We start from the raw sequence: 14,814 nt of genomic DNA, 5'->3' as shown, positions 1-14,814 counted from the left end.
CGCTATTTTCTATAATGTACGTAATAAATTCAAGGAGAAACAAAGATGAAGATTATTGATAAATTAATGAAAAAACCAACATTATCTTTTGAAATATTTCCACCTAAAAAAAATGATGGTGATATTAGTTCTATTTATGCAACCATAGATGAACTGGCAAAGTTAAAGCCTGATTTCATTTCGGTTACTTATGGTGCTGGTGGTTCAACTACTAGAAACACTGTCGAAATCGTTTCTAAAATTAAACGTGATTATGATGTTGAACCGGTAGCTCATTTAAGTTGTATCGATGCCACTCCTGAACAATTAACTCAGGTTTTAAATCAATTAAAAGAAAATAAGATTGAAAATATCTTAGCTTTGCGTGGAGACTATCCTAAAGATTATGATCCCCAGACCGCTCCGCACTGTTTTAAATATGCCAGTGAATTAAATGAATTTATCACAAAAAATTATCCCGATACTTTCTGTTTAAGTGGAGCCTGTTATCCAGAAGTCCATCAAGAGGCACCTTCTTTGGAAGCTGATTTAGATGCTTTAAAAAAGAAAATTGATTCTGGAGCCCAGTATTTGATTACACAGTTATTTTACGATAACAATTATTACTACCGACTAGTTCGTGAAGCTCGATTACGCGGAATAAATGTACCAATTATCGCCGGAATTATGCCGGCAACTAATAGCCGTTCTTTATTAAATACGGCTAAATTAAGTGGCAGCAATATTCCTTATACCTTATCAGCTTCTTTGGAACGTTTTAGAAACAATCCTAAAGCAATGCGTGAAGTCGGTTTAAACTATGCTACCAATCAAATTATTGATTTAATTACTAATGGGGTTGATGGTATTCATTTATATACAATGAATCGTCCTGAAATCGTTAAAGAAATATTACTTAGAACTGAAAATATTTTTAAGGAATTTATCGATGATTAAAGAAAATGCTTTAAAATATCTTGGTTACCAGAATCAAAAAATTGACAACCAAACTGAGCAATTATTAAATGAATGTTTACAAGAAATTACTCAGTTTTCTCCAAAAATTATGTATCAGATATTTACTTTAAGCCATCAGCCATTAACTATCAAAGAGTTAGATTTAACAATTGATTATCCTGATTTAATTGATTTATTTGACTCTTGTAATCAGGTCGTTGTTATTGCCTGTACTCTAGGTCTAGAATTGGATAAAAAGTTAAAATACTATAGTATTATCGATCTTACTAAAATGACGATTCTTGATGCAGTTGCCAGCAGTTATCTCGAAGCTAAATGCGATGAATTTGAAGCAAAGCAAAACTTTGGATTACATACGTTTAGATTTTGTCCAGGCTATGGTAATGTACCGATAGAACTGAATCGACCTTTAGCAAAAGCATTACAGTGTGATAAGCATATTGGTTTAACAGTTTTACCTGATTGTTTGCTTTTGCCACAAAAATCAATGATTGGCTTAATTGGAATTGGTAACCAGCAGCAAAAGAGACATTGTTTTAGCTGCTATTTAAAAGATAACTGTCAATATCGGAAAAGAGGGCAAAGATGTTACAAGATAGATTAAAAAAAGAAATATTAGTTTTTGATGGAGCGATGGGAACCCAGCTTCAAGAAGCTGGGTTGAAAGCTGGTGATATTCCTGAATGTTTAAATATCACCAAGCCTGAATTAATTCAAGAAATTCATTTAAAATATTTAAAAGCTGGTGCCAATTTTATTACCACTAATACTTTTGGAGCTAACGCTTTAAAAATGAAAGACGCTCCCTATGAATTATCAGATATTATCAACAGTGCCATTGATAATGCAATTGCGGCTAGAAAAAAAGCCCATTTAGAAGATCAATGTTATATTGCTTTGGATATTGGACCTATTGGTCAACTATTAGAGCCAATGGGAACTTTAACCTTTGATCAGGCTTATGACATTATCAAAGAACAAGTATTGATTGCCAAAGATAAAGTTGATTTAGTCTTGCTGGAAACTATGACTGATATTTATGAAGTCAAGGCTGGAGTTCTGGCGGTTAAAGAAAACAGCGATTTACCAGTTTTTGTCACTATGACTTTTGAAAGTAACCAACGAACCTTATCAGGCTGTGATCCACTAACAATGGTAAATGTCCTAGAAGGATTAAATGTTGACGCATTAGGGGTAAACTGTTCATTAGGACCCGTTGAATTAACCCCAATTATCAATGAAATCTTATCCACGGCTACTGTCCCAGTAATTGTCCAGCCAAATGCCGGTTTACCATGTCTTGTAGCTGGAAAAACCTGCTACAATATGGATGCAGTGACATTCGTTAACGAAACTATTAAACATGTAAATAATGGTGTTAGAGTCGTTGGGGGCTGCTGTGGTACTACCCCAGAATTTATTCAAGCACTAAAACAAGCTTTACCTGATCAACCAGTTACTACAAATCCTGTTATCGCCACTCGAGTGTCCAGTGGCAGCCAAACAGTAGAATTTGGCCATCATGTTGTTGTTTGCGGTGAACGTTTAAATCCAACTGGGAAGAAAAAATTAAAGGAAGCTTTAAAGCAACAGCATTATGATGAATTAGTTATTGAAGCAATCAAACAAGATCAAGCTAAAGCCCATGTTTTAGATGTCAATGTTGGCTTGCCTGGAATTGATGAACCAGCAACAATGAAAAAAGTTATCAAGTTAATTCAAGAAGTTGTTTCTTTACCATTGCAAATCGATAGTTCCAATGTTACCGCTATTGAACAGGGCTGTCGTTATTATAATGGAAAGCCATTAATTAATTCAGTAAATGGGAAGATGGAAACAATGGAAACTATTTTTCCTATTGTAAAAAAATATGGTGGTGTTGTTATAGGATTAACTTTAGACGAAAATGGTATTCCACCATTAGCTGAAGATCGTTTCAAAATTGCCAAAAAAATTATCAAGACTGCTGCTGATTATGGTATCAGTAAAGAAAATATCATTATCGATTGTCTTGTATTAACTGTTTCAGCTCAACAAAAAGAAGTGATGGAAACTGTCAAAGCTGTTCAAATGGTCAAAGAAAAATTAGGGGTGCACACAGTACTTGGAGTCAGCAATGTTTCATTTGGATTACCTAATCGTCCATTATTAAATAAGACCTTTTTAACAATGGCGATGACTGCAGGATTAGATTTACCAATTATTAATCCACTCGATCAAGAATTGATGAGTGCTATTGATGCCTTTAATGTTTTATATAATTATGACCACGATGCAACTGTTTATATCAATCGACAAGCTAATCAAACAAATAAAACACCACAAACTACCCTTGAATTCAATTTAGAAGATATTATCATTCGGGGATTAAAAGATGAAGTAACAGCAGCAACTAAAAAAGAATTAGAAACAAAAGACGGTTTAGAAGTAATCAATCAGATTCTAATTCCAGCTTTAGATAAAGTTGGCGTTCAATATGAAAACAACACTATCTTTTTACCGCAGTTAATTCAAGCCGCTGAAACATCGAAAATTGCTTTTAATGTAATCAAAGAAACTTTTAATGAATCTTCAAAAGCTAAAGGGCCAGTAATCATGGCTACGGTCCAGGGTGATATTCATGATATTGGTAAAAATATCGTTAAGGTCGTTTTAGAAAGTTATGGTTATAGAATAATCGATTTAGGAAAGGATGTACCACCAGAAGATATCGTGGCAGCTTATAAGCAATATCATCCAAAAGCAATTGGATTAAGTGCTTTAATGACAACAACCGTTGCTTCAATGGAAAAAACAATTGCCATGTTAAAAGAAATTGATGGTATGTGTCCAATCTTTGTCGGTGGTGCTGTCCTAACTGAAGATTATGCTAAAGAAATTAATGCTGATTATTATTCTAAAGATGCTATGGACGCTGTAGAATTATTAAATCGAATTATTGATTAAAAAGACGAGGTTTCCCTCGTCTTTAATGCATATTTCGACCACGCCAGCAATCATTAGACCGTAAATCACCATTATTGGTAATGATGACATTGACTTTACGACGTTTAGTATATAAATTATCATCATCGATATCACTGATGGCAGTTAAACGTTTATGACCATCAACACAATAATACTGATTATTTTCAAATTTTACTTTGATTGGAAAAGATAATCCAATTCGTTTGATTGAAGCTGATAAACTATCCGTATAAGTTTTCCGCTCAAACTTTATTTCACTTATATCTAACTGATGAATTCGCATTTAATTATTCTCCTGATTAATACTAATATTTCGATACACTAAATCATCCCGTAATTCAAAGCCTAAATGCTGCAAAAAAGCATTACCATTTTCATTATTTTTAAAAACAACGATTGCTACTTTAGTTATTTCTTCTTTCTCTAAAGCCTCCAGGCATTTAAACACTAACTCCCGGCCCAATACCTTGACGTGAATGATCTTGAGCCACTACTAAATGATAAATAAAACCGCGACGACCATCATGACCGCTCATAATAGCTCCAACTAATTGATCATCTATCAAAGCTACAAAATTACTGCTGGGATTACGTTTTAAAAACTTGTAAATACCTTCATAACTATCATCTAGAGAGCATAAACCAACCATCTTACTTTGTTGCCATAAATCAAAAACTGATTGGTAGTCTTCAATAGTCATTAACCTAACTTTTTTGTTCAAGATATTTAGCTACCTCTTCTTGATCACTGAAGTGATGTTTACCAGCTTTAGTAATTTGATAATCTTCATGTCCTTTACCAAGAATCATCAAAATATCATTATCATGTAATAAATCAATTCCTTGTTTAATTGCCTTTGCCCGATCTTCTTCAATACAGTAATTATCTCCAGTTAACTCTCTGGTAATATCATCTAAAATTTTTAACGGATCTTCACTGCGGGGATTATCGCTGGTAAAAATAACATAGTCACTATTTTCAACTGCAATTTTGCCCATAATAGGCCGTTTTAATGGATCACGATCACCACCACAGCCAATAATAGTAATTATCCGTCCGATTTTAAATTCTTGAGCACTATTTAAAACATTTAAGACTGCATCAGGTGTATGAGCATAGTCAACAAAGATACTATTGGTTTGATATTTGATCAATTCCATTCGTCCAGCTGGTGCCTTCAAACGATCATTAAGCTGCAAAATCTGATCAATTTCAAACCCTAGACAATGAACTAACAACATTGACGTTAAGTAATTATAAACATTATAACGACCTACCATATTTAATGTTGTTTGATATTGATGGTTTTCATAACTAAAACTAAAACTGGTACCCAAATGGCTAAAAGTAATATTTTCAATGGTTAAATCCCCGTTTGTTTCACTAATAATAATATTATGATTATTTTCTAAAACAAAATGTTGAAAATGCGGATCATCTCCATTGATAACTGCAATCTTTTGATGACGAGTCTTTTTAAATAATTTTTGCTTAGCATTAGCATAATTTTCTAAAGTCTTATGATAATCTAAATGATCCTGAGTTAAATTAGTAAAAGCTACTTCATCAAATTCTAAACCATGAATCCGGTCCATATCTAAAGCATGCGAACTAACTTCCATTACAAAATATTCAATTCCATGATCTTTAGCTTCTAATAACATATTATATAAAACATCAACATCAGGCGTAGTATTAGCCATCGGCTTTTTAACATCACCATAATAAAAACCAATCGTTCCCATATAAGCCGCTTTTACTTTTAACATCGTTAAGATTTGGTAAATCATTAGACAAGTTGTTGTTTTACCATTAGTACCAGTTACCCCAATTAATTTCATATCCTTAATTAATGGGTAATAATTTTGATACAGATAATCTTTTAAATATTTACGGGTACTAGGAACAATTTGAGTTTCTACACTATAACTGCCATGTTCACAAATTATCTTAACCGCACCATTTTTTATTGCCTGTTCAATATAGTCGTGACCATCTCTTACCACATTAGGAATGGCAATAAAGGTATCACCCGGTTTTACCTTTCTTGAATCTGTTTTTAATGCTACTTCCACAATTTCCACCTCGATATTATTTATACTATACGATGTTTAATTTACACCAATTCCAAGTTACGGTCAATCCTTGATTAATTTTTATCTTTTTTTTCAGCTGGTGCATAACTTTTGCTGGCAGCCTGGCTTGTTTGGTATTCAGATAAAGATGATTGAATCAATTCAAAATATTGTTGTTGATATTTTTTAGCAGCAAAACCGAAACCAATCTGCAAAATAAGTAAATTATCTTGCTCTTTTGCTGATTTCATGTTTTCATGATAATTAATTGCACTAAATGGGGATTCATCTTTAAATATTACTGGAAAAATATCATTTTTTAAGCATTCTTTAAAGACCAGCATTCTTCCTATAATTCCATTACCACTATAAAAAGGATGGATTTTATCAAATTCAACCAAAAAACGGATAATCCTTAATAAATCCTTTGGCTGGTTATTATACCAATCGATTAACTCTTGCATCGTTTTTTTTACCTTAGCTGGTTTGACAAACTGTTCAGTTTTAGTATTATTATCAGTCTTTTTATATTCACCACACGGATGACCATTAACCCTTTCAATAAAAACATCATGTTTGAAAATATAATGATATTTTTTGATTAACTCTTGACTAAGTTCATCATTTAAAGTATCCAGCATTTCATTAAATAAAAGATAATGACCGGTTATTTCTTCAACTGTTTGAATATTAAGATATTTATTACAATCATACAAATAACCATCTTCATATATACGACTAATTTGCTGCTTATTTATGGAGAAATTTGGATTTTCGATGCCCAAAGAATTGTTGGTAAATTCACTCTGAGTAATAGTATATACATTAAAGGGATCATATTTTTCATTTTTTTGTTGTAATAATGCTGATTTAAGTAACCGAATCACTCTAATAGTTTCATCTTTAGTCATATCGTCGAATTTAAGATTAGATATCCTTGTTTTAACATCCATATTTAATTCCTCTTTTCATTATGAATAAAATGATTTTACATATATATCCGTTAATTATTTAATATTTAAAGAAAAAGACAGAAAACTTAGCCAAATATTAATGTTATGTTCGTGTATAAATAATTATCGGAAAGATTTTTTATGAAATACATAGTCAGTTAATATGGTCAGTCAGTCTTTTATATATTATCCAAAAAATCAATCACAATATTTAGCTTTTTCTGTCTTTACATATATGCATATAATTTGATAAAACTATATGCAATATTAGTATACCAAAAATCCTCATTCCTTACAAATTGATAAATAGATTGCCGGCAACCATCAATTCAAAATAAAAAGGAAAGACTTTTAAAATCTTTCCTTATTTACTAAAACGACTTCTAATCCATTTAAGAATTTGAATAATTGGTAAGTTAGCTAAAGCTAAACCAAATACAAGCACAAATTGTTGTAATGATAAAGTTTGTACTTTAAACATTGTATCAAAGAATGGAATAACTAAAACACTTGTGATTAATATGAAGCCAATTAAGAAAGCCCCTTGTAAATAGATATTATTAAAGAAACCTTTTTTGAACAATACTGGTGTTTTTGATTTACAGTTATATCCATGAACTAATCTTGATAAACATAAAGTACCAAAAGCCATTGTACTAGCTAAAACAGCATTTTCCTGGTAACCAATCATAAAGCCAATCATTGTCATGATTGAAATAACCAAACCTTCCAATCCAATACTAGTTAAGAATGATTTTGTTAGAATTGACTCATTCATTGGACGAGGTTTTTCTTTCATAACAGCGCTGCTATGTGGCTCTAAACCTAAAGCAATTGCAGGTAAACTGTCAGTCAATAAGTTGATAAACAATAAATGCACTGGTTCAAATGGAACTGGTAAAGCACAAAGTGAAGCATATAAAACAACTAGAATTGCTCCAAAGTTACCAGATAATAAGAACTGAATTGCATCTTTGATATGGGCATAAATATTACGACCATTTTCAACTGCTTTAATGATTGTAGCAAAGTTATCATCAGTTAAAACCATGGCAGCAGCATCTTTTGAAACTTCACTACCAGTAATTCCCATAGCTACTCCGATATCAGCCTGTTTTAAAGCTGGGGCGTCATTAACACCATCCCCTGTCATGGCAACGATATTACCTTTATCTTGCCAGGCACGAACGATTCTAATTTTATGTTCTGGAGAAACACGAGCATAAACGCGTTTATCTTCCACAAATTTTTGTAATTCTTCATCACTTAAATTATCAATAGCACTACCTTCGACAGCTTGTGACATATCAGTTAAAATACCAATTCTTTTAGCAATAGCAGCAGCTGTAATTTTATGATCTCCAGTAATCATGATTGGTGTAATACCAGCCATTTTACTTTCAGCAACCGCAGCAGCACTTTCTTCACGAGGTGGATCCATCATTGAAATCAACCCTAAGAAAGTTAAATCATTTTCATCATCATAATCTAAGTTTTTTTCTTCATCAAAACGACGATAAGTAAACGCTAAGACCCGAAGTCCTCCTTGAGAAAACTCCAAGTTCATTTTCAAGATATCTTCTTTATCTTGATCCGTGATAGCAACATCTTGATTATTTTTACGAATATATTTTACACGATCAATTAAAGCATCAACCGCACCTTTAGTGATCATAGTATAACCATCTTTTAATTGATGTAAAGTTGACATCATTTTACGATCACTATCAAATGGTAATTCGCTTAAACGTGGATAAACACCACGAACTCTACTGGCTGGAACACCTAATTTTTGACTTAAATTAATTAACGCTGTCTCAGTTGGATCACCAATTTCTTTTCCATCTACATTAGATGAGTCATTACATAAAATACTTAAACGTATTAAGTCTTTATGGAACGGAATATTTGGATCAATTTGATCAGCTGGAATTCTTTGACCTTCGACATAGTAGTCTTCAACTGTCATTTTATTTTGAGTTAAGGTACCAGTTTTATCAGAACAAATAATAGAAACACTACCTAAACCTTCAACAGCCTGTAATTTACGAATAATTGCCCCTTCACGAGCCATCTTTTGGGTTCCAAATGATAACACGATCGTAACAATTGAACTTAATGCTTCCGGAATGGCAGCTACAGCTAAAGCAACTGCAAACATAAAGGCATCTCCAGGATTACCACCTTGAAGAATATTAATTCCAAATAAAATAGCACAGAAAATGATAATGATAATTGATAATTTTTTACCAAAATTATCTAAGTTAACTTGTAATGGTGTTTTCTTTTCAGAAGTTGATTTTAATAATTGCGCAATTTTACCAACTTCAGTATCCATACCAATAGCAGTTACTAAAAAAGTACCCCGTCCATAAGTAACAAAACTTCCAGAATAAACCATGTTAGTTCGATCACCTAATGGAACTTCTCCTTCAATTACATCAGTGTCTTTTTCAACCGCCACACTTTCACCAGTTAAAGCACTTTCGTCAACTTTCATACTAGCATTTTCTAAAATACGACCGTCTGCTGGAATAAAATCACCAGCTTCTAGATGAACTTCATCACCAATAGTTACTTCCTTACTAGGAATCTCAATGATTTGTCCATTTCTTAAAACTTTAGCGTTTGGTGAAGATAATTCTTTTAAACTGTTTAATGACTGTTCCGCTTTAACTGTTTGAACAGTTCCTAAAATGGCGTTGATCGTAATAACGATTAAAATTACGATCGTACTTTCAAAGTCACCTAAAAACCCCGAAATAATCGCCGCGATAATTAAAATAATAACTAAAAAATCTTGATACTGTTCTAGAAAAACTTTGAATAAGCTTTTCTTTTTTGCTTCTACCAGCTCATTTAACCCGTACTTTTCTTGATTAGCCTTAACTTGCTGGTCTGTCAATGGTTTTAACGACCCATTAACACGTTTTCTAACTTCCGTTTTGCTCTCGTTGTAATAAGCCTTCATTTTCATTTCTCCTCTTTTTCCACAATAAAAGCGAGCACTTTTATTGCATCGATTTTTGCAATAAAAGTCTCGCTGTTTAATCACGTTCCGGATGATAAATCATCGTATTGACGAAATCGTAAACACTATTGTGTCAGCTACTCCCTTTTATAGCAGTAATAATAATCCAAAAAGTTACGAAAGTCAATTAATTTTTAGTAAATAAGACAACTTTTAACTGATTTTTAACAATTCTCAATTGATAAGTGCCTGGAGGATAAACTTCACCATCGATATTAACTTCCTGCCAGCTTTCAAGCGTAACCCTTTCTAATTGATTATGATAATACAATTTTCCTTTTTCAAGTCTTTCAGTTAGTAGCAATGAAAGATAATAAGAAATTTTATAACCTGGTAATTTAGGTACAAGATTAATGTCAATTAGACCATTTTGAACATTAGCATATTTACCAATTTTAAAGCCACCACCAAAATATTGTCCATTACAAAGCGCTCCTAACAACAGCTTGTTCTCATATAATTTTTCCCCATTTAAACTAACTTTAGTCAAAGAAAGATGATATTTAAAAACCCGATGTAATAAAACGTTGACATACTGTAAAGAACGTGGTAACAGCCTGATTTGTTTATAATTATGGACATTATTGGCAATATCACTATCAAAAGCACAACAAAGAACGTTGATACAATAAATATCATTAGCTTGTATCAAATCAATCGGCTGAGCTTTTAGCTTCAATGATTGTTCTAATAACAATTGTGGATCATGGCTATTGGCAATCGTACGAATAAAATCATTGCCTGTACCCATGGGAATTACCACTAACTCATTATCACTGCCAGCTAGTCCCTGAACAATTTCATGAATCAAGCCATCGCCACCAACTGCATAAATGCGATAATGACATGAATAATAATTAGAAGCTATTTTAGTAGCATGTCGTGGATATTGCGTATACTTGATTTCATATTGATATCCTTGCATCACTTTTACGATTATATTTTCTATTTTACTTTGATTATTAGGATTGATGATAAAAATATGTTTCATTACTTTTCCCCCAGTTATCTATATTCTATCAAATTATCCTAATTTACTACACTCTTTTTGATTATATCTTACTAAAAAACTCAAACTAATAATGGTGGTTAAATGCTCGTTTTAAATTTCATTCTTTTTATTATCTTTATCATTTTCGATTTTCTCAATAAAGATAGCAACAGCATTAAACTGCTGACAACGATCGTTCATTTAATCTATAGTTTTTACACTATCAAAAATATTCAGATGATAAAAACATTTTTTTACATGTTAATTGGTGATTATCTATTATTATTTACTCATCACTACACTATTGGTATTTTCTTTTTTATTTTGGTTCAGATTCAATATTCAAAACTATTAAACTACCAGCAATATTTTCCTTTTATTTTATGTATTCTTTTAATAGTTGATCCACTGATAGCTCTAGCGCTTATTTATCTTTCCTACAGTCTTCTAAATTTATTTTTTGCTTATAAAAATAAAGATCATCTTTTTATTTCTCTTTTACTATTACTGATTTGTGATATGATCATTGGAGCCGGTTATTTAAAGATCATTGATACATCATTGATTAAATATTGCTGGATTTTTTATTTTTTTAGTCAATATCGATTTATTATGTTACAAAAAAGGATTTTAGTTAAAATCCTTTTATTCATGGTGTTGACCATGATGGTGACCATGTTCACTACTTTCGCCACTTTCAGCACTTCCATTACTTGATGTAAGTGATTCAATCAAATGATGAATTTCTTTCATTGACATATTTTGAACATCATCAATCGTAATACTAGGATCCAACTCCTGAAGTTTTAAATATGCATGGTATTTACCATACGACAATCCCAATTCATGAGCATCATTAACCTCATGATGATTAGTATGATAACAATAAGTATTACTTTGATCATTAGTAACTGTTTCAAGATTCGATAAAATTTGATTAGACTGGTTATTTTCATCACCTATAACACAAATTGTCATCACTTCATCATTAGATAAATAAGCAATGACCTGATCATTATTGATTATTGAATCAATCGCATCTTGATAATCTCGATATTTAAGATCCAATGATTCTAATAATGACTTACCATCATCATTATAACTATCAACAGAAACAACCTGATTAAAACGATTAATACCTAGTTCAATTGACGGATTAATATCAACACTGATAGCTACTGTTGGAACAAAATATAACCAATACCCACCAATTATCAGTAATATCAAAGATACTGCTAATGGAATTAAACGATAAAAATGAAATTGTTTACTTTTAGTATAATTCTTGGTTTGTTTTACTATATAAGCTTTAGTTTTATCTTTTAAACGATCTTCAACTTGAATCTGGTCAAAAGCTTCTTGGATCTTTTTATCCATCATAATCACCCCCTAATTGTTCTCGCAGCATTTTCTTGGAACGAGTCAGGAGTGTATAAACAGTGTTAACATTTTTACCAAGAATTTGACTAATTTCTGGTGCTGTATAACCTTCATAATAGTGTAAATAGATAACATCTCGATACTTTTGCGGTAACGACAACACCGCTTCAATCACTTCACGATGATCATCACTTAAAGATCTGGGTTTTTCAATCAAATCATCAAGTGACACTGTTTTTCGACGAAAAAACTTTTTAAGTAAATCCTTGCAGTTATTGATAGTAACCCGAATAATCCAGGCTTTTTCATGTTCCGAACTATCGAATTTAGTGGTACTAGTAACATACTTCAAAAAAACTGTTTGAAAAATATCTTCACTATCAGCTTCATTTTTTAAATAAAGCAGACAAATTCGTCTAACAGTATCACCGTATTGATCAATAACCCGATTCAATTCATGTTCACTACGCATTAAACTAGCCTTTATTAATGATGATTACCATGGTGTCTTGCATTATGTCCATTTTCATGATGACCATAGCTAGTTGAACTAGTAGTAGTGCCAGTATTGCCATAGTGAGGACAACTTTCATTACAATTATCACAAATACCATCACCATTTTCATCATGATGCTTACATTGATAATTTTCCTGACTGTTTCCACAATTTGCCTGGCAATAATCACAAATACCATCTCCATCACTATCAACATGATTGCAATTAGTACCAGTAATTTCAGTTACCGTAGCAGTACCTCCTTGATTAGTACTACTGTTAGCTGGTGCATCAGCCATGATCACATTGGCTCCAAATCCTAACAATCCAATTCCAGTTAATAAACTAATAATAATTTTTTTCATCAAAATCCCTCCTCGATTATTTAGTAAATCTAACTCTTTTCACTAATAATACGATTGAAGCAACAAAATCCATTCATTTTTATTAACTTTTTTATTAAAAATAGCATAGCATGATTTTTTTAATTAGCCTACCCTTTTTTCATTTAGCTTTATACTTTTTTCTTTGATAAAATAAAAAAATTATTCAGTTGTTATTTATTTTTATTAAAATAAATGTTATACTAATCAAGAAATGTCCCTATAGTGAAATGGATATCACGTAACCCTCCGGAGGTTAAGTTGTAGGTTCGATTCCTACTAGGGATGCCAAATATAAATCTATAAAGTTTATAAAATTGCTTGAAACCCTCATTCTAGAGCCAATTCTAGTTGAGGGCTTTTTGTTTATCTGATGTTTTTACCACATTTTTTTCAAAAATACTAACCTCTAATTAATGCTTTTTTTAATATGCGTGTAAATGCTCATAGTAGTATTGATATTACTATGTCTCATTAAATCCTGCACAGTTTTTAAATCAACAATATTAATTACCAGCATTGTAACATAGGTATGTCTTAGCATATAAGAAATTAAAAGAAATATCTAGTATTCTAATCTATGCCCATACAAAGCCCTCTACGTCGCAAATAGCCTTGTTAGATGGATTGACCATAAACCGTTAATAATATCTTTAAGAATACCAGGTAGGGGAATTAGATTTTTGGACTTCATTCATGGGAAATTTTAAAGTCTTTTTTCTTTAATTCTTTGCAGATTAGTTTTTTATCTGCATGAATAATATCATTATCCAGGTCAAAAATGCTTTTATCTATAAGAGCATCTACCAAAATCAAAACACCTTGTTGATCAAGTATTTTATCAACGTTTCCAGCATTTTCCTTACCAGTGACAGTTACGATTGTTACTAATATAACCAACTTTAAAAGTGTATTTTATAATGCAATTTAGTGCTTTCCTGATGTTTTTATTTGTCTCAATACCATATTGAAGTAGCCCTGTAGCGAGGCATAATCAAGCATTTTGATAAGTACAACTTTGAAATAGTGATAATTAACTATATTTTTTATAGTATTTTCCTGGTACTGACTTGCTCCAAAGTCTAAAAATTACTGATAGACATCAATCAAGGATCTTGAGACTATCTTTTTTCATCGTGCCTTTTTCCTTAACCTCAGCCCTGATCAGTGTCTCGTGCTCCTGAACCTCTTTTTTAGTAGTAAAGCCTGATTTCCAATACCGCCTGGTAATACCATTAACATTTATAGGTAAAATTTATCTCAAAGACATAACGGCTTTTTTCTTCTTACTAGGTCATTTTCTATACTCATGACCTTATCACTCCTTTATTGGTGGCTTAATTATGAATAACCGGAGTTTTATTTTTTATCTAAATAACCGTTATCATATAAAAACATTAATTCATCATACGTTAATTTTTTAAATGGATTATACATATTGCCGTCTTCAAAAACACCTTTTGATGTATCAGGCTCATATTCTGACGGAATAAAACCTAATTTAATACACAATCTTTTATATTCTTGTTCTTTTTCTTTTTCAGTCATTTAAAACACTTCCTTATATTAAACTTTATTGG

General features: G+C 31.6%; 16 protein-coding genes and 1 tRNA gene. 4 read left to right on the top strand and 13 right to left on the bottom strand.

Annotated features, from left to right (window positions below):
- The first annotated feature begins 45 nt into the window (after positions 1-45).
- From metF to Q0K54_RS01790, 3 genes are read left to right on the top strand one after another with little or no spacing between them, the layout of a single operon-like run.
- The gene (gene metF / locus Q0K54_RS01800; protein ID WP_294578132.1) at positions 46-936 is read left to right on the top strand and encodes a methylenetetrahydrofolate reductase [NAD(P)H]; all 891 of its coding nucleotides are present in this window, start codon (positions 46-48) and stop codon (positions 934-936) included.
- Positions 929-1,561, top strand: a complete 633-nt coding sequence (locus tag Q0K54_RS01795; protein ID WP_294578131.1) for a vitamin B12 dependent methionine synthase — start codon at positions 929-931, stop codon at positions 1,559-1,561. Before metF ends, Q0K54_RS01795 begins: the two co-directional genes overlap by 8 nt.
- The gene (locus tag Q0K54_RS01790) at positions 1,543-3,903 is read left to right on the top strand and encodes a homocysteine S-methyltransferase family protein (protein WP_294578130.1); all 2,361 of its coding nucleotides are present in this window, start codon (positions 1,543-1,545) and stop codon (positions 3,901-3,903) included. Before Q0K54_RS01795 ends, Q0K54_RS01790 begins: the two co-directional genes overlap by 19 nt.
- A 22-nt stretch (positions 3,904-3,925) precedes the next feature.
- Here Q0K54_RS01790 and Q0K54_RS01785 read toward each other — a convergent pair whose 3' ends face one another.
- The 10 genes from Q0K54_RS01785 to Q0K54_RS01740 all read right to left on the bottom strand — a co-directional run bounded on the left by Q0K54_RS01785 (position 3,926) and on the right by Q0K54_RS01740 (position 13,216).
- On the bottom strand, positions 3,926-4,207 hold the full coding sequence (locus Q0K54_RS01785) for a ParB N-terminal domain-containing protein (protein WP_294578129.1): 282 nt from the start codon (positions 4,205-4,207) through the stop codon (positions 3,926-3,928).
- The gene (locus Q0K54_RS01780; protein ID WP_294578128.1) at positions 4,208-4,372 is read right to left on the bottom strand and encodes a hypothetical protein; all 165 of its coding nucleotides are present in this window, start codon (positions 4,370-4,372) and stop codon (positions 4,208-4,210) included.
- Positions 4,365-4,646 (bottom strand): GNAT family N-acetyltransferase, encoded by a 282-nt coding sequence (locus Q0K54_RS01775; RefSeq protein ID WP_294578127.1) that lies wholly within the window; start codon positions 4,644-4,646, stop codon positions 4,365-4,367. Before Q0K54_RS01775 ends, Q0K54_RS01780 begins: the two co-directional genes overlap by 8 nt.
- Positions 4,630-6,000, bottom strand: coding sequence for a UDP-N-acetylmuramoyl-L-alanyl-D-glutamate--2,6-diaminopimelate ligase (locus tag Q0K54_RS01770; RefSeq protein WP_294578126.1), 1,371 nt, complete (start codon positions 5,998-6,000; stop codon positions 4,630-4,632). The genes Q0K54_RS01775 and Q0K54_RS01770 overlap by 17 nt, the downstream gene beginning before the upstream one ends.
- Before the next feature lie 74 nt (positions 6,001-6,074).
- Positions 6,075-6,953, bottom strand: a complete 879-nt coding sequence (locus Q0K54_RS01765; RefSeq protein WP_294578125.1) for a Fic family protein — start codon at positions 6,951-6,953, stop codon at positions 6,075-6,077.
- Positions 6,954-7,317: 364 nt separating this feature from the next.
- Positions 7,318-9,924 (bottom strand): cation-translocating P-type ATPase, encoded by a 2,607-nt coding sequence (locus Q0K54_RS01760; RefSeq protein WP_294578124.1) that lies wholly within the window; start codon positions 9,922-9,924, stop codon positions 7,318-7,320.
- 187 nt (positions 9,925-10,111) lie between these two features.
- The gene (locus Q0K54_RS01755; protein ID WP_294578123.1) at positions 10,112-10,975 is read right to left on the bottom strand and encodes a diacylglycerol kinase family protein; all 864 of its coding nucleotides are present in this window, start codon (positions 10,973-10,975) and stop codon (positions 10,112-10,114) included.
- 645 nt (positions 10,976-11,620) lie between these two features.
- A complete protein-coding gene (locus Q0K54_RS01750; RefSeq protein WP_294578122.1) occupies positions 11,621-12,352 on the bottom strand; it encodes a hypothetical protein in 732 nt (243 codons plus the stop codon).
- Positions 12,345-12,827 (bottom strand): RNA polymerase sigma factor, encoded by a 483-nt coding sequence (locus Q0K54_RS01745; protein WP_294578121.1) that lies wholly within the window; start codon positions 12,825-12,827, stop codon positions 12,345-12,347. Before Q0K54_RS01745 ends, Q0K54_RS01750 begins: the two co-directional genes overlap by 8 nt.
- Before the next feature lie 14 nt (positions 12,828-12,841).
- Positions 12,842-13,216, bottom strand: a complete 375-nt coding sequence (locus Q0K54_RS01740) for a hypothetical protein (RefSeq protein WP_294578120.1) — start codon at positions 13,214-13,216, stop codon at positions 12,842-12,844.
- 234 nt (positions 13,217-13,450) lie between these two features.
- On the opposite strand from Q0K54_RS01740, the gene Q0K54_RS01735 reads away from it, so the two are divergent.
- Positions 13,451-13,525 (top strand) — tRNA-Arg (locus tag Q0K54_RS01735).
- Positions 13,526-13,643: 118 nt separating this feature from the next.
- On the opposite strand, the gene Q0K54_RS13755 is transcribed toward Q0K54_RS01735, so the two are convergent.
- The 3 genes from Q0K54_RS13755 to Q0K54_RS01730 form a co-directional block, all read right to left on the bottom strand.
- Positions 13,644-13,778: a tyrosine-type recombinase/integrase gene (locus Q0K54_RS13755; protein WP_374011440.1), complete on the bottom strand. Its 135-nt coding sequence runs from the start codon at positions 13,776-13,778 to the stop codon at positions 13,644-13,646.
- A 558-nt stretch (positions 13,779-14,336) separates the two neighbouring features.
- The gene (locus Q0K54_RS13750; RefSeq protein ID WP_374011441.1) at positions 14,337-14,465 is read right to left on the bottom strand and encodes a hypothetical protein; all 129 of its coding nucleotides are present in this window, start codon (positions 14,463-14,465) and stop codon (positions 14,337-14,339) included.
- 128 nt (positions 14,466-14,593) lie between these two features.
- Positions 14,594-14,782 carry a hypothetical protein gene (locus Q0K54_RS01730; protein ID WP_294578119.1) on the bottom strand — a complete coding sequence of 63 codons (189 nt, stop codon included), beginning with the start codon at positions 14,780-14,782 and terminating at the stop codon, positions 14,594-14,596.
- Positions 14,783-14,814: the final 32 nt, after the last annotated feature.

The organism is uncultured Thomasclavelia sp., from assembly GCF_944324745.1.
Classification (GTDB): domain Bacteria; phylum Bacillota_I; class Bacilli_A; order Erysipelotrichales; family Coprobacillaceae; genus Thomasclavelia.
Note: the sequence above shows the minus strand (reverse complement) of the source record. Positions and strands in the feature narration are given on the sequence as shown.